The organism is Streptomyces sp. NPDC051322, assembly GCF_040689485.1.
Lineage (GTDB): Bacteria > Actinomycetota > Actinomycetes > Streptomycetales > Streptomycetaceae > Streptomyces.
This window is the reverse complement of record NZ_JBFBAK010000004.1, coordinates 326,056-345,308: the sequence shown is the minus strand read 5'-3', so window position 1 is coordinate 345,308 and position 19,253 is coordinate 326,056. Positions and strand designations below refer to the sequence as shown.

15 protein-coding genes are annotated in these 19,253 nt (G+C 67.6%); 13 read left to right on the top strand and 2 right to left on the bottom strand.

Annotated elements, in window-relative coordinates; translation table 11 throughout:
• Positions 1-55: 55 nt before the first annotated feature.
• Positions 56-1,693, bottom strand: a complete 1,638-nt coding sequence (locus tag AB0436_RS12705) for a long-chain fatty acid--CoA ligase (RefSeq protein ID WP_366467813.1) — start codon at positions 1,691-1,693, stop codon at positions 56-58.
• 278 nt (positions 1,694-1,971) lie between these two features.
• On the opposite strand from AB0436_RS12705, the gene AB0436_RS12700 reads away from it, so the two are divergent.
• From AB0436_RS12700 to AB0436_RS12645, 12 genes are all read left to right on the top strand, one after another.
• The gene (locus tag AB0436_RS12700) at positions 1,972-3,426 is read left to right on the top strand and encodes an NAD(P)/FAD-dependent oxidoreductase (protein ID WP_366467812.1); all 1,455 of its coding nucleotides are present in this window, start codon (positions 1,972-1,974) and stop codon (positions 3,424-3,426) included.
• Between the two features lie 159 nt (positions 3,427-3,585).
• Positions 3,586-4,191 (top strand): hypothetical protein, encoded by a 606-nt coding sequence (locus tag AB0436_RS12695; protein ID WP_366467811.1) that lies wholly within the window; start codon positions 3,586-3,588, stop codon positions 4,189-4,191.
• Between the two features lies 1 nt (position 4,192).
• Positions 4,193-5,548 carry a glutamine synthetase gene (locus AB0436_RS12690; protein WP_366467961.1) on the top strand — a complete coding sequence of 452 codons (1,356 nt, stop codon included), beginning with the start codon at positions 4,193-4,195 and terminating at the stop codon, positions 5,546-5,548.
• On the top strand, positions 5,545-6,651 hold the full coding sequence (locus AB0436_RS12685) for a Zn-dependent alcohol dehydrogenase (protein WP_366467810.1): 1,107 nt from the start codon (positions 5,545-5,547) through the stop codon (positions 6,649-6,651). The genes AB0436_RS12690 and AB0436_RS12685 overlap by 4 nt, the downstream gene beginning before the upstream one ends.
• A 2-nt stretch (positions 6,652-6,653) precedes the next feature.
• Positions 6,654-7,430, top strand: a complete 777-nt coding sequence (locus tag AB0436_RS12680; protein WP_366467809.1) for a gamma-glutamyl-gamma-aminobutyrate hydrolase family protein — start codon at positions 6,654-6,656, stop codon at positions 7,428-7,430.
• Positions 7,424-8,935, top strand: coding sequence for an aldehyde dehydrogenase family protein (locus tag AB0436_RS12675; RefSeq protein ID WP_366467808.1), 1,512 nt, complete (start codon positions 7,424-7,426; stop codon positions 8,933-8,935). The genes AB0436_RS12680 and AB0436_RS12675 overlap by 7 nt, the downstream gene beginning before the upstream one ends.
• Before the next feature lie 244 nt (positions 8,936-9,179).
• A complete protein-coding gene (locus AB0436_RS12670) occupies positions 9,180-10,046 on the top strand; it encodes a phytanoyl-CoA dioxygenase family protein (RefSeq protein ID WP_366467806.1) in 867 nt (288 codons plus the stop codon).
• A 184-nt stretch (positions 10,047-10,230) separates the two neighbouring features.
• Positions 10,231-11,259, top strand: a complete 1,029-nt coding sequence (locus tag AB0436_RS12665; RefSeq protein WP_366467805.1) for a dihydrodipicolinate reductase — start codon at positions 10,231-10,233, stop codon at positions 11,257-11,259.
• Between the two features lie 107 nt (positions 11,260-11,366).
• The gene (locus tag AB0436_RS12660) at positions 11,367-12,623 is read left to right on the top strand and encodes an aminotransferase class III-fold pyridoxal phosphate-dependent enzyme (protein WP_366467803.1); all 1,257 of its coding nucleotides are present in this window, start codon (positions 11,367-11,369) and stop codon (positions 12,621-12,623) included.
• Positions 12,624-12,756: 133 nt separating this feature from the next.
• Positions 12,757-13,950, top strand: a complete 1,194-nt coding sequence (locus AB0436_RS12655) for an acyl-CoA dehydrogenase family protein (protein ID WP_366467802.1) — start codon at positions 12,757-12,759, stop codon at positions 13,948-13,950.
• Between the two features lie 88 nt (positions 13,951-14,038).
• The gene (locus AB0436_RS12650; RefSeq protein ID WP_366467801.1) at positions 14,039-14,965 is read left to right on the top strand and encodes a phosphotransferase family protein; all 927 of its coding nucleotides are present in this window, start codon (positions 14,039-14,041) and stop codon (positions 14,963-14,965) included.
• On the top strand, positions 14,962-15,732 hold the full coding sequence (locus AB0436_RS12645; protein WP_366467800.1) for an SDR family oxidoreductase: 771 nt from the start codon (positions 14,962-14,964) through the stop codon (positions 15,730-15,732). Before AB0436_RS12650 ends, AB0436_RS12645 begins: the two co-directional genes overlap by 4 nt.
• Before the next feature lie 177 nt (positions 15,733-15,909).
• On the opposite strand, the gene AB0436_RS12640 is transcribed toward AB0436_RS12645, so the two are convergent.
• A complete protein-coding gene (locus AB0436_RS12640) occupies positions 15,910-16,737 on the bottom strand; it encodes an alpha/beta hydrolase (RefSeq protein WP_366467799.1) in 828 nt (275 codons plus the stop codon).
• Between the two features lie 943 nt (positions 16,738-17,680).
• On the opposite strand from AB0436_RS12640, the gene AB0436_RS12635 reads away from it, so the two are divergent.
• Positions 17,681-19,150, top strand: a complete 1,470-nt coding sequence (locus AB0436_RS12635) for an MFS transporter (RefSeq protein WP_366467798.1) — start codon at positions 17,681-17,683, stop codon at positions 19,148-19,150.
• The last annotated feature ends 103 nt before the right edge of the window (positions 19,151-19,253 follow it).

The window sequence follows — 19,253 nt, the reverse complement described above, 5'->3', positions numbered from 1 at the left end:
GGAGCTGTGCCGGAAACGCCGCCGTCAAGAGTGCGCCGGGCGCTGGGGCGCAGCCCTAATCCAGGTGGATGCAGGCGAGTCGGCGATCCGCGTACTGCCGACGGAGGACCTTCTTGTCGAACTTCCCCACGCTGGTCTTGGGGATCTCGGCGACGAAGGCCCAGCGTTCCGGGAGCTGCCACTTCGCCCACGTCTCGGCGAGGTGTTCCCTCAGTGCCGCGGCGTCAGCCGACTGACCGTTCCTCAGGACGACCGCCACGCAGGGCCGTTCGTCCCAGCGCTCGTCGGGGACGCCGAAGACGGCCGCCTCGGCGACGGCGGGATGCGCCATGATGTCGTTCTCCATGTCGATGGAGGAGATCCATTCGCCGCCGGACTTGATCACGTCCTTCGCTCGGTCGACGAGGGTCAGGAATCCGTCCGGGCTGATCCGGCCGACGTCACCGGTCCTGAGCCATGCGTCGTCGAAGGAGTCGGCTTCGACCGGCTCATCGCTCGGGCTGTAGTAGGAGCCCGTGATCCAGGGGCCGCTCACCTCCAGTTCGCCGAGCGACTCGCCGTCGTGGGGCACCGTAGCGCCGTCGTCGCCCTTGAGCCTGAACTCGACGAGCGGTGCGAACTGTCCTTGGCTCATCCTGTAGCGCCACTGGTCTTCACCGGTCGCATGGGCCGGTGGGTGGGCGACCGTGCCCACGGACGAGGTCTCGGTCATCCCCCAGCCGTGGACGACCTTGACCCGGTGCTGCTCTTCGAAAGTCTTCATCAGGGTGGGCGGCATGGCCGAGCCTCCCACGACGACCTCGCGCAGGTGGCTGATGTCCTGGGGGTGGGTCGCGAGCCTGGCGGCGAGCCCCGTCCAGATGGTCGGCACAGCGGCGGCGAAGGTCGGTCGCTCCGCCTCCATCATGGCCAGCAGTGGCTCGGGTTGCAGGAAGCGGTCGGGCATGAGCAGCGATGCGCCGGAGAGCAGGGACGCGAACGGCAGACTCCACGCGTTGACGTGGAACATCGGCACGATCGCCAGGCATCTGTCGCTTGTCGACAGCCCCATCGCGGCCGGAGTGGTCACGTGCATCGCGTGCAGGAAGAGCGAGCGGTGGGAGTACGCCACGCCTTTGGGATCACCGGTGGTGCCCGAGGTGTAACACATCGCCGCAGCTGAGCGTTCGTCCAGTACGGGGAAATCGTACACGTCGGGCTGAGCCTCGAGGAGGGGCTCATAGCTGTGGACCTCGACCCCGCGGGGGGCCCGGAAACCGGCCGCGTCACCGTTCACGACGATCACGTGGCGCACGGTGTGGAGCCGGGGGAGCACTTCCTCGAAAGCGGACGCGAGTGTCCCGTCCACGAACACCACACGGTCCTCCCCGTGGTTGGCGACGAACACGAGCTGCTCGGGGGAGAGGCGGATGTTCAGGGCGTGAAGCACCGCGCCCATGGCGGGGACGGTGACGTAGGCCTCCATGTGTTCGGTGTTGTTCCACATGAAGGTCGCCACGCGGTCGGAAGGGCCGACCCCCAAGCCGCGCAGGGCGTTCGCCAACTGCGCCGCTCGGGTGCCGAGTTCACCGAACGTACGTCGGCGCGCGGCTCCGCCCGTCCATGTGGTGACCGTGGCGTCGACGTGTGCGGCGGCTGCGTAGCGCAGCAGCTTGGCGAGCGACAGTAGCCCGTCCTGCATCGTGCTCAGCATTCTTTGCTCCTTGGCTGGGGGTAGCCGTGTCGGCATGCGGGGTGCGCAGCATCTGGTCATTCCGGGCTGCGGAAGGTGCGATCGACGCGGCCGGGGTTGACGCTGGCCTCAAATTGAGCGAATGATTCAGACAAGCGATCCAGTCATATGACTCTACTCAACTTTGCGAGGCCGTTGCAATGCCCTGCCCCAGGGCGGCCGGGAAGCCCGGTCATGTGGTGCCGGGCCGGTTCGACGTGCTGAAACGCATCGTGTGAACAAGGCGGGAAGTGACCCATATGGACGAAACCATCGAGCGCGTCGACGTAGTGATCGTCGGCGCCGGGCTCTCGGGCATCGCGGCGGCGGTGGAACTGAAGGCGAAGCACCCCGGGCGGTCCTTCGTCATGCTCGAGGCGCGTGCCGACGTCGGGGGCACCTGGGACCTGTTCCGGTACCCGGGGATCCGGTCCGACAGCGATATGTTCACGCTGGGGTACGGCTTCAAGCCGTGGACCGCCGAGAAGTCGATCGCCTCCGGTGAGGCCATCCTCGTCTACCTGAACGAAACCGTCGACGAGTACGGCCTGAGGCCGCACATCCGCCTCGAGAGCCGCGTTCTCGGCGCTGACTGGTCGAAGGACGACCGCTCCTGGAGTCTGGAGGTCGCGGGTCCCACCGGTCGCACGCTCGTCTCCTGTTCCTACCTCTACATGGCCGCGGGCTACTACGACCACGAAAGGGGCCACGAGCCGGAGTTTCCCGGCCAAGAGGCATTCCGCGGACAGATCGTCCACCCCCAGCAATGGCCGACCGATCTCGACTGCACCGGGAGGCGTGTCGGCGTCATCGGATCCGGTGCCACTGCGATCACCCTGGTCCCGGCCCTCGCCCAGACCGCAGCGAAGGTCACGATGGTGCAGCGATCGCCTTCCTATGTGGCCATCGACTCCGATGTCGACGAGCAGGCCAACCAGCTGCGCGCGGAAGTGGGGGGTCAGGAGGCGTTCACGCGGATCCGGCTGCGGAACCTCCAGGACCAGCAGGTGAAGTACCACTTCGCCCGTACGGATCCCGAGGCCTTCAAGAAGCCCCTCTTCGACGAGATAGAGAAGATCGTCGGCCGCGACTGCCGGGAGCGGCACTTTACCCCGGCTTACGAGCCGTGGGACCAGCGCGTGTGTCTGGTGCCCAACGGGGACCTCTTCCATGCCATCCGGGACGGCAAGGCAGAAGTCGTGACGGGGCACATCGAGACGTTCACGGAGAACGGCCTTCGCATGACATCCGGCGAGGAGGTGCCGGCCGACGTAATCGTGACCGCGACCGGCCTGCAACTCGTCACGCTGGGAAAAATCCGGTTCAGCATGGGCGGTGAGCCGATCGACTTCTCGAAGACCTTCACCTACAAGGGGGTCGCGTTCAGCGGGGTCCCGAACCTTCTCATGGCCTTCGGGTACCTCAACTCCTCCTGGACTCTTCGCCTCGAACTGGTCAACCGGTTCTGGAGCTCGTTGCTCACCAGGATGGACGAGCTGGGTGCGGAGGTCGTGACGCCTGTTCTGCGTGACGAGGACCAGGGCATGTCGAGGGGGCCCTGGCTCAAGGGCGTCTCCTCGGGCTACCTCGTGCGCCACATGGACGACATGCCGGGCCAGGGCGACCGTGAGCCGTGGATCAATCCCCAGGTCCATGAGCAGTTGAAGGGCCTCCTGAGCGCGCCTTTCGAAGACGGCGTCCTGCGCTTCGCGTAGCGCTGCGGCACGGGTCGAAATCCGTGCCGACATGTGGTTGACACCCACGCTTCACCGACCTACATTCGAGTCATATGACTCAGTCATATGAGCCAGTCTGGGTTTCAGTGGATGGCGCCGGCCCCGTGTCCGGCCCCGAAATGATTGAGGTGAGTGCCCATGAGTGGCGCTGTGAGAATCGAGGTCGAGGCGGATCCGACTCCGCTCGTTCTCTCGCTGGCGAGGGCCTTGCGTGAGAGCACAGCGGTTCCGGAACTCCGTGATCTGCTCACGGGGCTGACCGGCACCGTGGCGCTGCGATCGCAGCTGGACGCCCAGTCCGCGACCCTGCTCTTCGCCGAGGGCGGCGTGGACATCCACCACGGCGTGGACGAGGGCGTCGAGGCCATCCCCCTCGTGCCCTACTCCGATTACGCGCTCGCCGCGACGCCCGATGAGCTCGCCTCGGCGGTCGAGACACTGCTGAACCCGCCGGTGCCCGCCTGGCGTGATGCCGCATCGTCCTTCTGGGCGGCGAACCAGGGCTCGATCGGATTCCCCGAGGGGCTCCGCGTGGTCTGCCAGACCGAGGAGCAGGAGGTCCGCTTCGGCGAGGACGCACCGGCGTACGAGGTGCACGGCCCCGCGGACGCGCTGGCGGCGGCGTTCAGCGGCCGCGGTGAAACTTTTCTGTTCGCTCTCGCGACCGGCGTCACCGTCGTCGGCAGCGTGGCGCACCTGTCGGCAATGTGTGGCGCGCACTGGAAGGTGAGATTCGGTGTCTGAGATGACCATTAATGAGCTTGACCGCTGGCTGGATGAGCACGGCATCACGTCCGTCGAGATCCAGGCCACCAACCTCGACGGCACGTTCATCGGAAAGACCCTGTCGCGGGAGAAGTTCCTGGGCAGCGTCGAGCAGGGATTCGCCTTCGCGGATGTCGTGTTCGGCAACGACCTGGGCAGCACCCCGATCCTCGGTATACCTTTCCCTTCCTGGCGCGGCGAACTCGCGGACATCTTCCTCCGCCCCGACCTCAGCACGCTGGTTGTGTGGAAGCCGGGTAAGGCGGCCGTCATCGGCGACTTCTGGACGCAGGACGGCACCCCGGTCTCCGTCTGTCCGCGCAACCTGCTGCGCCGCGTCGAGGCCGACGCCAAGGAGCTCGGTTTCACGGTCAACACCGCAATCGAGATCGAAGCGACCATTTTCGAGGAGTCGGTCCGCGAAGCCCGCGCCAAGGGCTACGAGAACCTCACTCCGCTCGGCGGCACCAGCGGAGGTGCCTACGTGCTCGCCAAGGACGCGGACTGGCGCGCGTACCTGGAGCGGGTGGAGGAGCGGCTGAGGGCCATCGGCATCGACTGGGAGGCCTGGAACGACGAGGCCGCCGCAGGCCAGATCGAAGTCAATGTCGCGATGGGCAGTGCCGTCGAGGTCGCCGACCGCTGGGCCCGATGTCGCCAGGTGATGCGCGAGGTGGGCCACGAGCTCGGCCGGACCATGACGTTCATGGCGAAGTGGTCGGACGCCTGGGGCCAGGCGTCGCACCTGAACCTCTCGCTGGCAACGCCGGACGGGAACGCCTTCTACAGCCCCGGCGGTCCGTCTGACGTGATGAGCCGGTTCATCGGCGGCGTGATGCCGACGATGGCGGGTACGACGTCGATCGCCCTTCCCTTCATCACCTCCTATCGCCGGCTCATCCCCGCCGAGGGTCCGCCCACGACCATCAGTTGGGGAGTCGGTAACAAGACGACGGCGGTGCGCGCCGTTGTGGACCACCCGAAGCAGTCCCGCATCGAGTACCGCGTGCCCGGTTCGGACGCGAACATGTACCTGGTCACTGCGGCCGTTCTCGGCGCAGGCCTCTTCGGAGTCCGCAACGAACTCGAGCCGCCCACCCCCTTGACCGGCATGGCCTGGTTCCGCCCCGACGGGGAGCCGATTCCCGCGAGCATCAGCCAGGCGGCCTCGGCACTGGAGGCGGACAAGATCCTGCCCGAGGCGCTCGGAGGTGAGTTCGTCGGCTACTGGATCGGCACGCGCCTGTCGGAGTGGCTGTCGTTCCACACTGGTGGGGGCGACCCCGACTCCGGGATCACCCCGTGGGAGCGCAGCCGATACTTCGAGCTGGCATGAGCACCCGGATCACAGCCGCCGTCCTGAACGCGGCTCCGGGCCTCCTCGAGCTCGAGGAGCTCGTGATCGACGATCCCGGTCCGGACGAGGTACTGGTGAAGGTGGCGTACGCCGGCCTGTGCCACTCGGACCTGCACGAGATCGACGGGACCTTCGAGACCCAACCGCCGATTGTCCTTGGTCACGAGGCGGTTGGGGAGGTCGTGGCAGTCGGCGCGGGCGTGTCAGAGTTCGCGCAGGGCGACACGGTCGTGACGTGTCTGTCCGTGCACTGCGGTACCTGTGAGTACTGCGCGACCGGCAGGCAGACCCTGTGTGTGAACCGCTCACGACTGCAACAGGAGCGATCCCGACCGCGGCTGACGAAGCCTGACGGTCGGCCGGTTCGGCCGACCGCCGGCATCGGCGCCTTCGCGGAGATGATCCTCGTCCACAAGAACGGCCTGGTCGCCATCCCTGACGACATCCGTCCGGAGACCGCGAGTGTGCTCGGCTGCGCCGTCACGACCGGCATGGGCGCCGTGCTGCACAGTGCCTCGGTGCACACAGGGCACAGCGTCGCCGTGATCGGCCTCGGCGGGGTCGGTTTTGCCGCCGTCCAGGCCGCACAACTGGCGGGCGCGGCGCAGATCATCGGGATCGACGTCGTGCAGAGCAAGCTGGACCGTGCCGTCCAATTCGGCGCGACGCACGTCGTCAACGCGCGGGAGACCGACCCGGTTGCGGCGGTGCGGGCGGTCACCGGCACCGGCGTGCACCATGCGTTCGAGGCGGTCGGCTCGGGCACCACGGCCGGACAGGCGTTCGCCATGCTCCGGCCGGGCGGGACCGCCACCGTGATGGGCATGATCCCGGACTCCCAGCCGATTCCGGTCCGAGGGGCGGAGCTGTTCCTGGAGGAGAAGCGCATCCAGGGCTCGTTCATGGGCTCCAACCACTTCAAGGTAGACGTCCCGCTGTACGTGCACTTCAACCGCGTGGCCCTGCTCCGCCTCGACGATCTCGTAACCGCCCGGTGCGACCTGGCCACCATCAACGACGGATTCAAGGCCTTGGCGTCCGGACACGAGATTCGCGTCGTCGCCCGGGTCGGGGAGGTGTGAACATGAAGCCGCTGATCGGAATCACGGGCCGCCGCCTGAGCCTGGGCATGGTGGCAAGGACGTCGCGCCGCTTCCAATTCCAGTTCATCAACTCGTACTTCAGTGCGTTCGGCGACAGCGTGGCGGCTGCGGGCGGAATACCGGTCAACCTGCCGTTCAATGTCGAAGCGGAACACGTGGTTGACCGTCTCGACGGACTCATCGTCACTGGGGGGCAGGATATTCACCCTTCCCGGTGGGGCGGTAGCGTCCAGGTCGACCCTGCGGTCGACCCGCGATGGGACTTCGATGCGCCGGACCTCGAACGAGACGAGTACGAGGCGGACCTGATCGTGGCCGCGCTCCAGGCCAACGTTCCGCTCCTAAGCGTCTGCCGCGGTCACCACCTGCTCAACGTCGTACTCGGCGGCACTCTCGTCGAGCACATCGACGAGGGCCCGATCGTCCACGTATCCCCGAACTTCGCACCTGATGACGGCGATGACGAACACACCGTCAGTTTTACGCCGGGGAGTCTCGCCCACACGCTCTACGGCCCCCAGCGCGTCGTCAACTCCTGGCACCACCAGGCGGTCGACCGACTCGGCCGGGGACTGAGCGTCATGGGCACCGCCGCGGACGGCGTCGTCGAAGCCATCGGGCTCGATGACAGCCCGGTGATGGGGGTGCAGTGGCACCCCGAGTGGATGGCCTCGCCTGACCCTGCATTCGACTGGCTCGTCGCGGTGTCGACGACGGGCGCCCCCAGCCCCGCCATGACAGGAGGCGCGACGTGGTGAACACGGACCGAACGGGCACCGCACGTTCACTGGACGACTGGCTCGCCCTCAAGAGCCGGCTGAGCCTGCCCCGCGGAATGTGGATCAACGGCGAATGGGCCGCATCGCGGACCGGCCGGACGGCCGCCGTCATCAGCCCGCGCGACGGACTGCCCTTCGCGGACGTCCCCAGCGCGGACCGCGACGACGTGGACCGGGCCGTCCAGGGAGCCAGGCAGGCGTTCTCGTCCCGAGGCTGGGCAGGCCTGGAGCCCCGGGAGCGCGGCGCCGTACTGATCCGCTGGGCGGACCTGCTCGACCAGCACCGGGACGAACTGGCCCTGCTGGTCGCGCTCGAGATGGGCAAGCCGGCCACGGTGGCATGGTCCGTCGAACTGCGCACCGCCATCAACACGATCCGCTGGTACGGCGAACTCGCGGACAAGCTGATGGACGAGTCTCCACGCGGCCGAAACAACTCCGTCGCCCTGGTGACGCGGGAGCCGCTGGGGGTCGTGGGCGCGATCACGCCGTGGAACTTCCCGATGACACTGTCGATGTTCAAGATTCCCGCGGCTCTCGCGTCGGGAAACAGCGTCGTCGTCAAGCCCGCGACGCAAACGCCCCTCTCCCTCCTGCGCGCGGCGGAACTCTCCGCGGAGGCGGGCCTGCCGGCCGGGGTGCTGCAGGTGCTCACCGGCAGCGGTGCGACAGTCGGCTCGGCGCTGGCGCTGCACAACGACGTCGCCACGGTGACCTTCACCGGCTCGACCGAGGTCGGAAAGCAGCTGTTGACTTACGCCGGACAGTCCAACGCGAAGCCGGTCTGGCTGGAGCTGGGAGGCAAGTCTCCCAACATCGTCTTCCCTGACGCACCGGATCTCGACGAGGCCGCGCGGATGGCCGCCTGGGCGATCTCCTTCAACAGCGGGCAGATGTGCACGGCGGGGTCGAGGCTTCTCGTGCACGAGGACATCCGCGACGACCTGGTCGCCAGGGTCGTGGATCATCTCGACCGGCACAAGATCGGCGATCCGCTGGACCCGGCGACGACGATGGGGCCGCTGGCATATGAGCGGCATCGCGATGACGTGCTGGGCGAGGTGCGCAAGGGGATCGCGGAGGGAGCCCGGCTCGTCCTCGGATCGGACCGGAAGAGGACCCACGGCCTGTACGTGGATCCGGTGGTCTTCGTGGACGTGGACCCAGGCAGCCGCCTCGCCCAGCACGAGATCTTCGGGCCCGTTCTGTCGGTCACGACGTTCCGCGACGATGCCGAGGCAATCGCGATCGCCAACAACTCCGACTACGGACTCGGGTCCGCGATCTGGACCAGCGACCTCGCCCGGGCCCACCGCCTGTCGAGGGAGATCCAGGCCGGCTTGGTCTGGGTCAACTGCTACGAGGAGGGCGACACCTCGGTGCCGTTCGGCGGTCAGAAGCTCTCCGGTCACGGGTCGGACCGGAGCCTCCACGGCCTCGACAAGTTCACGACCTTGAAGACGACCTGGATCGAACTCAGCTGATCCGTCGCGAAGACGATCAGCAGCCGGCCAGGCGATACGCAGAAAGCGAGCTTGAGGAGGCCGCTGCGCTCGTTCGAGCCGCACCGACAACCTCACGGAAGGCTGAGCCGCCGTATGCCGGCCCAGCGAAGAGGCGGCGCGCAATCGCGTCGGCTCAGCAGGCATCAAACGCTGTGAAGCCAGGATGCCCATGGCTGATCGAGTACTCGGTCAACCGGAATTCAGATTGAGGGAGCGAATTCACATGACAGCACAGGAGAAGGCCCAGGCCCTGACGTCTGTGGCGGCTGACACGTCGGCGGAAGAGATTCTCAAGATCGTGACCCGTGACGGCGGCGTCATCATCAAGAACTTCCTGACGACGGAGCAGATCGACCGCTTCAACTCCGACATCGAGCCGCCGATGGAGGCTCTTCGGCCAGGCTCGACCCACGAGAACGAGATCGTGGCGGCGTTTCACGGCCACAACACCAAGCGACTCACGAACCTGGTGACGCACAGTGCCACGTTCCGCAGCGAGGTCATCGAACACCCCCTGGTCCACGAGATCAGCGACCTGGTCTTCCTGGAGGAGTCGGGTACCTACTGGATGACCACCGCGCAGGTGATCGAGATCGGCCCGAACAGCGCAGGACAGATGCTGCACCGGGACCTGGAGAACTGGTTCCCGTTCATCGGGATGGGGCCCAAGGGCCCGGAGGTCACCATCAACTTCCTGGTCGCCCTGACCGACTTCACGGAGGAGAACGGCGCCACCCGCGTCATCCCCGGGAGCAACCACTGGAGCGACTTCGAGGACCGCGGGACTCCTGAGCAGACGATTCCCGCGGTCATGAATGCCGGAGACGTCCTGCTGATCAGCGGTAAGACCGCGCACGGCGGTGGGGCGAACCAGACCGCCGACGAGTACCGGCGGGGCCTGGCCTTCACGTTCAACGCGGGTTTCCTCACCGGCGAGGAGGCCTACCCCTTCCTCGTCGACAAGGAGATCGCCAAGACGCTCTCGCCGCGCGTCCAGCGCGTGCTCGGCTTCCGCTCCCAGTACCCGACGGGCTCTCCCGGCCTGTGGCAGGTCGACTACGCCGACCTGGGCGACTACCTCAAGCTCTGAGGCCGGCCGTATCAGCTCACGCGGCCTCGTGGCCGACGCCCAGTGAGCGAGACGTCCCGCAGATGACCGTCCAGCGGCCTTCTGCGGGACGTCGGCGAGGTTCGGCCCTCGTTCCTGCTCGTTGACCTACGGGACGCCGGAGTCGGTGCCGATGTCTCGCGTGTGCTGAAGGAGGCACTCAAACATGACCAAGGCGACCGGTGTTGTTCTCGTCGGACTCGGCGCTACAGGCATCGCCATCGCTGAGTCGCTGGTGAGCCGACGCGACTGCGAACTGCTGGGTGCGCTGGACATCGGGGTGGACAAGGCTGGAGTGCCCCTCGCTGACTTCGTCGCCGGTGCGCCGCGTGTCCCTGTGGTCTCTTCCATCGCGGAGCTGCCGTCTGCCGACGTGGCGGTTGTCGCCACCTCGTCCTGGGTCGAGACGATAGAACCGACCGTCGCCGCCCTTGTGGAGAGTGGGACGAACGTCCTGTCGATCTGCGAGGAGTTGCGGGATCCGACCCGGAGCCACGCTCAGGCTGTGGCTCGCCTGGATCGGCTCGCGCGCGAACACGGTGTCTCCGTACTCGGCACCGGCTGCAATCCCGGGATGCTGATGGACACGCTGCCGCTGGTGCTGAGCGGCCTCACGCTCGGGGTGGAGCGCGTCTCCGTGCGGCGTACAGCGGACATGAGGCGTTACGGGGCGATCCTGAGGAAGTTCGGGCTTGGGCTCACGCCGGCCGACTTCGACACCGAGCGCGATGCGGGCCGCGTCATGGGGCACGTCGGCTTCGCGCAGAGTATCGGCGCTCTGGCTCGAGGACTGGAGTGGGATCTCGACTCGATCGAGGTCGATGCCGTCGAGCGAGACGTGATCGCGGAAACGGAACGCAAGGGGCAGCACACCGTCATCGCCGCAGGAACCGTGACAAGCGTCCTGCACCGGGCTCGTGGACTTCTGCAAGGGAAGCCGGTCATCGAACTGGCCACTCGGTTCGGCATCTTCGACCCCGAGGACGCTGTCGAACGCGGCGACGAACTCCTCGTCGTCGGTCGTGAGCAGACGATCGAAGTCGCGGTGCCCGGCGGGTTCGAGAGCTTTCTTTCGACCGTGGCCATGGCGTCGAACGCCGTGACCGCGGTCGTCGAGGCGGCGCCCGGATTCCGCACCGTCGAGGACCTGCCGGTAGGCGCCCTGGCCAGCAAAGGTGCGCGCGTCGCGCCCTGAGGCTCCCGCAAGACCTCGCCCGGTGGCGCCGGGCGTCGAACAGTAGCCGGGACCGGCCGTCTTCCAGGGCGGCCTGTTCCGGTGAGCGAGAAAGGAAGGAACGTCGGATGGGCTTGGAGTCATCACGCATCGCTTTCGAGCGGGCCCGGTGCAGCGTGGGAGCCGGGGTGGGCTCCGGCCTCCGCGCAGCCATGCAGCCACATCCTCTCTTCGTGAGCGAAGCCCGAGGAGCCCATGTCTGGGACCTGGACGGCGACCGCTACGTCGACTACGTCATGGCATGGGGTCCCCTGGTCCTCGGACACAGCGACCCGCGCATCATGGACGCCGTACTGGGTGTGGCCGGCCGAATGCAGATCGTCGGCACCGGCCATGTTCTCGAGTACGCGGCAGCGGAGGCCGTGCTGGAATCGGTGCCACACGGTGAACGCCTGCTGTGGAGCAACACCGGGACCGAGGCGGTTCAGATCGCACTGCGCCTGGCGCGGGCGGCCACGGGGCGTCGTCGGGTCGTGAAGTTCGCCAAGAGCTATCACGGATGGCACGACACGGTGTACGCCGGCCTGAGTGACACCGACTCGGGCGAGGCCGCGGTGCCGGCCAGCAGGGGCCAGAGTCCGAGCGTGCTCGACGACCTGGTGGTGGCGCGGTTCAACGATGTGGAGATGATCGAACGCATTCTCGCGGAGGCCGCCGAACGAGACATCGCCGCGATACTCATCGACCCGATCATGAGCAACGCCGGTGTCGAAGCACCCTCGCAGGACTTCCTGCAGACGTTGCGATCCCGCTGTGACCAGCAGGGCGTGGTGCTCGTCTACGACGAGGTGATCGCCGGCTTCCGGATCGCTCGTGGAGGCGCGGCCGAGCTCTTCGGGGTGCGCCCCGACCTCTCCGTCTTCGGCAAGGCGATGGCCGGTGGCTTCACCCAGAGCGCCGTTGTCGGGCGAGCAGACCTGATCGACCAGGTGACCGATGGTGTGGTGCACGCCGGAACGTTCAACGGTAATCCTGTCGCGTTGGCCGCTGTAAAGGCGACCATGGGAGTTCTCGCGGACCCCTCCGTCTATCAGACTCTGGAGAGCGTCTCCGCACGGTTCGAGGTGGTGATCGGGGGCCTGCTGGCCTCCGGGCCGCGCGCTGCCCGCCTCCAACGGCTCGGTTCTCTCCTTCAGTTCGTCCCGGACCACGAGGCCACCAGCCTGCACGGGACCGGCGGCCTGTGGTCGCAGATTCTGGGCGGGATGCTCGCCGGCGGCGCGATGTTCATGCCGTCGGGCAAGATCTTCCTCAGCACTGCGCATCGCCAGGCAGACATCGATACCACCGCTGACGCCCTTGAGAAGGTCCTGCGTCAGCTGTAGGGGCCGCAGGGCAGAGCTCACACAGAAGAAGCTCAAGCGACGCGTCCACCGCTCCGACCAGGCCCTGGCACGCGGCATCCGCAGCTGGCTCGCCAACCGGCATGACAACAGACATCAGCCCATTGGAGAACGTGTGCCTATCGACCTGGCCCCCGAAACCGGCGTCTCGGAACTCGCGCAACGCACGGCGCGATTCGTATCCGACGTCGTGCTTCCTGTCGAAGAGGAGCACCGCGGCGTCGTCCACTCGGACGAGGTGCGGATACAGCTGCAGACCGCTGCGAAGGAAGCAGGCGTCTTCGCCCCACATGTGGCGCCGGAACACGGCGGCCACGGGCTTGACATGCGTGGGCGCGCGCTGGTCTTCGAGGAGGCCGGCTACTCGCTGCTCGGACCGTTGGCGTTGAACATCGCGGCGCCGGACGAAGGCAACATGCACATGCTGGAAGCCATCGCGACGCCGGCGCAGCAGGAGAGCTACCTGCGCCCGCTCGCCACCGGAGCGGTTCGCTCGTGCTTCGCCATGACCGAGCCCGCGCCCGGGGCGGGATCCGACCCCGACGCGCTGACGACCCGGGCCGAGCGGGTTCCGGGCGGCTGGCGGATTCATGGCCGCAAATGGTTCATCACCGGGGCCGACGGTGCCGGGTTCGCCATCGTGATGGCGCGCACCACCGGCGAGCCCGGGGACCGCGGCGGCGCGACGATGTTCCTGGTCGACGCCGACAACCCGGGCATGAAGACGGTCCGGCACATCGAGACCCTGGACGAGAGCCTGTTCGTCGGCCATATCGAGCTGCTCTTCGACGACTGCTTCGTGTCCGAGGAGGCGGTCCTCGGCGAGGTGGACGAGGGCTTTCGCTACGCCCAGGTCCGGCTCGGTCCGGCGCGTATGACGCACTGCATGCGCTGGGTCGGCATCGCCCGCCGCGCGCAGGACATCGCTGTGGCGCGCGCCGCCGAGCGGCGGCTGTTCGGGTCACGCCTTGCCGACCTCGGCATGGTCCAGCAGATGATCGCGGACAACGAGATCGACATCGCCGCCTCGCGGGGGCTGATCACGCAGGCGTGCTGGGAGCTCGACGAAGGCCGCTCCGGCGCTCAGTCCACGTCGATCGCCAAGACCTTCTGCGCCGAGGCGATCCACCGCGTGGTGGACCGTTCGCTGCAGATCTGCGGGGCGCTGGGGGTGTCGGGGGACGTGCTGCTCGGGCGGTTCCTGCGCGAGGTCCGCCCGTTCCGGATCTATGACGGTTCGTCGGAGACGCACCGCTGGGCCATCGCTCGCCGCACGGTGAAGCGCCACGAGCAGGCGGCCGGTCGATGAACACCGTCGAGGGACTGGACCTGGACGCACTCACGCGGTTCTGCGCCGAGAGCGTCCCCGGCTTCCGCGGTGAGCTCCATCGGAGCTCATGCAGGGAGGCCGTTCCAATCTGACCTACCGGCTGACGGACGGTCAGAGCAGCTGGGTGCTGCGCCGTCCGCCCCTGGGCGGGCTGACGCCCTCGGCGCACGACATGGCCCGGGAGTACCGGGTGGTCTCCGCGCTCGCCGGCAGCGGTGTTCCGGTGGCACGGGCTGTCGCCTTCGGCGACGCCCGGGTGATGGGTGTGCCGTTCGCTCTGGTCGAGTACGTGGACGGTGTCGTCATCCGCACCGAGGCACAACTGGGCGCGTGGCCCGGCCAGACGGTCACCGACTGCGCTTACGCCCTGGTGGACGTGCTGGCCCGGCTGCACGCCGTCGAGCCCGCCGCAGTGGGCCTTGACGGCTTCGGTCGGCCCGAGCGCTACCTCGCCCGCCAGGTCGCGCGCTGGCGCGACCAGTGGCGACGGGTCTGCACCCGCCCTCTGCCCGATGTCGAGGCCCTGCATGCGCTCCTCGCGCAGGCCTGCCCGCCCGAGAGCGGCGCCTCTGTCGTGCACGGCGACTTCCGCATCGACAACGCCATCCTCGACCCGGCCGACCCGTCGCAGGTCCGTGCCCTGGTGGACTGGGAGATGGCCACGCTCGGCGATCCGCTCGCCGACCTCGGCCTGCACCTGGTCTACACCGACCCGGTCTTCGCACCGGTCCTTGCGGGCGGGGCCGCCTCGACCAGCCCACGTCTGCCCGCACCCGCCGACCTGGCCGAGCGCTACGCCACCACGAGCGGCCGCGGCCTGGAGAACGTCGGCTACTACATCGCCCTCGGCTACTTCAAGATCGCGGTGATCGCCGAAGGCATCCACGCCCGCCACCGCCAGGGCCTGACCCTCGGCTCCGGGTTCGAGACCGTGGGCGACGCTCCGGCGCCCCTGGCCGCGGCCGGACTGCGCGCACTGAGGAGGAACCTGTGACCACCTCTGTCCTCGACCTGTTCCGCCTGGACGGCAAAGTGGCCGTCATCACCGGCGCCAGCTCCGGACTCGGCGCCGGCTTCGCCGTCGCGCTGGCTCAGGCCGGTGCCGACCTCGTGCTCGCCGCGCGCCGTACCGACAAGCTGGAGGCCGTCGCCGACCAGGTGCGGGCAGCCGAAAGGCGTGCGGTCACCGTTGCCACAGACGCCACCGATCCCGAGCAGTGCGAGGTGATGGTCGGGGCCGGCCTTGAGGAGTTCGGCCGGATCGACGTCCTGATCAACAACGCGGGCATCGGTACCGCAGTCCCCGCGTTGCGTGAGCGTCCGGAGGAGTTCCGCCGGGTCATCGACCTCAATCTCAACGGCGCCTACTGGTCGGCCCAGGCCTGCGCGAAGGTCATGGCGCCCGGTTCCAGCATCGTCAACGTCGCCAGCACCCTGGGCTTCATCACGTCCTACGCTCCGCAAGCCGCGTACTCGGCCAGCAAGGCCGGGTTGATGGGACTGACCCGAGACCTGTCCGCCCAGTGGGCGGGCCGCCGGGGCATCCGGGTCAACACGGTGGCGCCCGGCTACTTCGCCAGCGAGATGACAGCGGCCGTGCCCGAGGACCTGCTGATGGACTTCATCGCGGAACGCAGCCCTCTCGGCAGGCTGGGACGGCAGCATGAATTGGACGCGGCGGTGCTCTTCCTGGCATCGCCGGCCTCGTCCTACATCACCGGCAGCACGCTCGCCGTGGACGGTGGCATGTCCGGCCACTGAGTCCTCAGTTTCGACGCTGCCGGGGCCTGACAGCTCTCTCCAAAACAACGCAATCACCCAGCTCGGCGCTCGCGCACTCGAGCTGGGTGATCAGGAAGACGTGAGCGTCTGCTCCGGGAGCACGAACGCAACAGCGTTGCACCTGACGCGAGTTCTCGGCATGGGCCACGTGGCTCGTCACGATGTGAGAGCCCCGTCGCTGAAGACGTTGCGGAGGCTGGCACACGCATCCGTGACGGCTTCGGCGGCCTTGACGAAGGTGCCGACCTCGGTGAAGAAGCCGTGGAACACCCCTGGACAGCGGTGGTGCCGTACCGGGACGCCTTCTGTCTTGAGCCGGCGCGCATACGCCTCGGCGTCGTCGCGCAAGCAATCCACCTCTGCGGTGATGATGTGGGCGGGGGCGAGGCCGGCCAGGGTCGGAGCCTGGAGGGGCGTCAGGAGGGGGCTGGGTGCCACGCCGTCGTCGCCCACGTACTGACGCAGAAACCATTTCGCGTCGGCGGTCCCCATCAAGGGTGCGTCCGCGAACTCGGCCCAGGACGGCCGGTCGAAAGAGTCGTCCACCGCCGGGTAGATGAGGACCTGGAGCGCCGGCTGGGGCAGTCCGCGACTGTGCAGGTCCAGGCAGAGCGCTGCCGCAAGGCCTCCGCCGGCCGAGTCACCGCCGACTGCGATGCGGTGGCTGTCGATGCCAAGGGCCGCCGCGTTTTCGACGAGCCAGGCGTGGGCTGCCCGCGTGTCGTTGATCGCGGCGGGGAATGGATGCTCGGGGGCCAGTCGGTAGTCGACCGAGACCACGACGCACCCGGCGCGGCTGCTGAAGAGACGGCACACTTCGTCGACGCCGTCCAGGCTGCCGACCGTAAAGCCCCCACCATGGAGATAGAGCAGGCAGGGCAGGCCGGCAGACGCCGGGTGGGGCTCGTGCGGCCGATAGATTCGAACCGGCACGGAGCGATGCACGCCGGCTGACTCGGTCCAGGTGGCGTCGTCCTCTGTCACGGATGCGACCTGGGTGTGTCGGGGCGGGGGCTGCGGGGCCGTGAACTTTCGCACGCCCTCAAGCCCGAGAGTATGCAGAGGCCGCGGGAGCACCTCGGACAAAAGATCGGCTGCCTGGAGCGATTCGGGGTCGAGAAGCCTGCGCCAACTGGGCGGCTGCTGCACTCCTGTCTCCGCGGGCCCTGGCCAGGCCCGCCTGCCGTCCGGACTGGGGGACGGCGTTGATCGTTCGACGGGAGGAGTAGTCACAGGGGTGCTCCTTATGCAGGGACCATGACAGGACCTGGGCGATATAACCCGATCGTAAGACTAGATCATATGATCAACTTTCGCTAGGGCCCTCCTCGAAGAAGGCGTGGACCAGGGCTGGCGCCGCCACGGTGGCCGGGTCGTCGACCCCGGCGGCGTCGGCGGCTCTGTCAACACCACGTGGCCGACCGCTTCGCCCCTCGAGCGTCTCTGCCATCACCTTGAGGTTCTAGCTCCAGATCCACTCTTGTTGGGGCCGCTCGCGCGAAATCCTCCTGGTGAAAGCCGCCTACGCAGGCGCTTGGTCGGCCGATGCCCGTCCTGGTGTGGGCCTGCGGTCGAGAGCTGCGACCGGGCTGCGGAATTTTTAGGTCGAATGTCTTGAACGGATGACTAACTTGGCTTAGCGTTCGGGCGGATCGAAGGGTGAGTCGGCGCCGATCCGGCGTGGCCGCGTCCTGCAAAAGCGTGGGCCTGCCATGACAAGAACGAACTCGCTCCCTTCGATCTCGACGCCGTCCCGGTCGTTCCCGCAGGAGATCCAGCGAGCGCTCGACTGGTCCGCGGAGCGCTAGGTCGGCCGATGCGAGTCGATGAGCAGATATTCGACCCCGTCGGCCTGCGCAGCCGTGACGACTGCACCGCCATCGGAGCCGGGCTTCCCGGCCACGTCTGATAAGAATCGGAAAATGGCATGACAGAGATCCATCAACCTGCCGGACTCGACCACCAGGCGCCTTCTCGCCCTGCGCCGAACAAGTGGGCGCTCATCGGCGTAGCCGCGCTGCTGGTCGCCCTGACCAACGCAGTCGTCTTCGTCCTGCCACCGCTCCTGCCGGTCATCCAGGCGCATTACCACCTCGCCACAGTGGCCGACACGACATGGGTCTACTCGGCGCTGACCCTGGGCGGGGGGGCCGGGTTCATCCTGTTGCCGCGCCTCGCCGACGTGCACGGCGACCGGAACACCTCCGTGGCGGCTGCCGCATTCCTCACGGTCGGCGCGCTCATCCCGGCCGTCGGTGACTCGTATCCGACCCTTCTGGTCGGCTGCGCTCTGATGGGCTTCGGTGGCGCGGCCCAGCTGCTCCCGCTCGGTTTCCTGCGCCGCAATCTCGGCGAGAGCGGCATCACGGTGGGAGTCGCGGTCCTGGTCATCGCCACCGGTGCCGGCATTGTCGTCGGCATGATCGGTGGTGGCTTCATCGTCGAGAACCTGTCGCTGCGATGTTTCTTCATCATCCTCACCGCTGCCTGCGCGGCCACGGCCGCTGCGTCCTACGCCACGATCCCGCATGTCCCGCCCGCCGAGCGCGCCCGCCGCATCGGAGTACTCGGCACGGTGTGGATGATCGCTTGGGTCGCTGCCATCCTGCTCACGCTGACGCAGGGCCTGCTGTGGGGCACCGCTGCACTCATTCCCTTGGCGGCCGGCATCATCGGTGGCATCGCCTGGGTGCGCGTCGAGCGCAAGTCGTCCTCGGCGGTCTTCGACGTCGCGATGATGAAGGCGCCATTGGTCACCGCTTCGTGCGTGTGTATCGCGTTGTTCGCAGCCGTGAATGCGGCCTTCATGCTCCTGCTCAGCACCTACGCCCAGATCACTCCCGCGGCTCTTCGCCCGGCAGACGCCTACGGCCTCGGCCTCAGCGCGCTGAACACCGCGTTGGTCATGGCACCCTTCGCGGCGGCGTTCCTGGTCCGCGGTACAGTGCTCGACCGCGCATTGTTCAAGGGCCGTGGTGTGCCCGTCTTTGTCACCGGAGCGCTCATCAGTGCAGCGGGACTGGCCTGGCTTGCCGTGGCGCACGACCAGCAGTGGCAGTACCTCGTGGGATCTGCCGTCCTGGGTCTCGGGTGCAGAATCGGCTACACGGCCAGCTTCACCCTGGTGCAGATGGCAGTGTCCGAGGAGAAGGCCGGAATGGCAGCCGGTGCCGCCGGCACCTTCATGGCCGTGGGGTTCGCCTTCGGCACGGCACTGGTCAGCGGCGACCTCAGTGCCGCCCTGGTACCGGTGCCCGGAACCGGTCGCGAGGTCGCTGCAAGGGGCCTCTACGGCATCGGCTACTGGCTCTCAGGAGTTCTGGCCCTGCTCATCGTGGTGACTGTGCTGATCTCACGCGCTCGGTCCGGTCGGCGGGCTGAAGCTGCCGTGTCCTGAACCAGCCCCTTCGCTCTGACAGCGTCCATGTCCGAGGCAGTTCAACGAATCCCTGTACGGATTGGCCTTCTGCTCAGCAAGAGAGCCCCAGCCAAAGGAACCG

What these genes read in the sequence shown, in the direction of transcription:
- AB0436_RS12695 (WP_366467811.1), top strand. Translation starts at nt 3,586, where the DNA reads ATGAGTGGCGCTGTGAGAATCGAGGTCGAGGCGGATCCGACTCCGCTC.
- AB0436_RS12705 (WP_366467813.1), bottom strand. Translation starts at nt 1,693, where the DNA reads ATGCTGAGCACGATGCAGGACGGGCTACTGTCGCTCGCCAAGCTGCTG.
- AB0436_RS12635 (WP_366467798.1), top strand. Translation starts at nt 17,681, where the DNA reads ATGACAGAGATCCATCAACCTGCCGGACTCGACCACCAGGCGCCTTCT.
- AB0436_RS12700 (WP_366467812.1), top strand. Translation starts at nt 1,972, where the DNA reads ATGGACGAAACCATCGAGCGCGTCGACGTAGTGATCGTCGGCGCCGGG.
- AB0436_RS12680 (WP_366467809.1), top strand. Translation starts at nt 6,654, where the DNA reads ATGAAGCCGCTGATCGGAATCACGGGCCGCCGCCTGAGCCTGGGCATG.
- AB0436_RS12670 (WP_366467806.1), top strand. Translation starts at nt 9,180, where the DNA reads ATGACAGCACAGGAGAAGGCCCAGGCCCTGACGTCTGTGGCGGCTGAC.
- AB0436_RS12685 (WP_366467810.1), top strand. Translation starts at nt 5,545, where the DNA reads ATGAGCACCCGGATCACAGCCGCCGTCCTGAACGCGGCTCCGGGCCTC.
- AB0436_RS12650 (WP_366467801.1), top strand. Translation starts at nt 14,039, where the DNA reads ATGCAGGGAGGCCGTTCCAATCTGACCTACCGGCTGACGGACGGTCAG.
- AB0436_RS12690 (WP_366467961.1), top strand. Translation starts at nt 4,193, where the DNA reads ATGACCATTAATGAGCTTGACCGCTGGCTGGATGAGCACGGCATCACG.
- AB0436_RS12665 (WP_366467805.1), top strand. Translation starts at nt 10,231, where the DNA reads ATGACCAAGGCGACCGGTGTTGTTCTCGTCGGACTCGGCGCTACAGGC.
- AB0436_RS12660 (WP_366467803.1), top strand. Translation starts at nt 11,367, where the DNA reads ATGGGCTTGGAGTCATCACGCATCGCTTTCGAGCGGGCCCGGTGCAGC.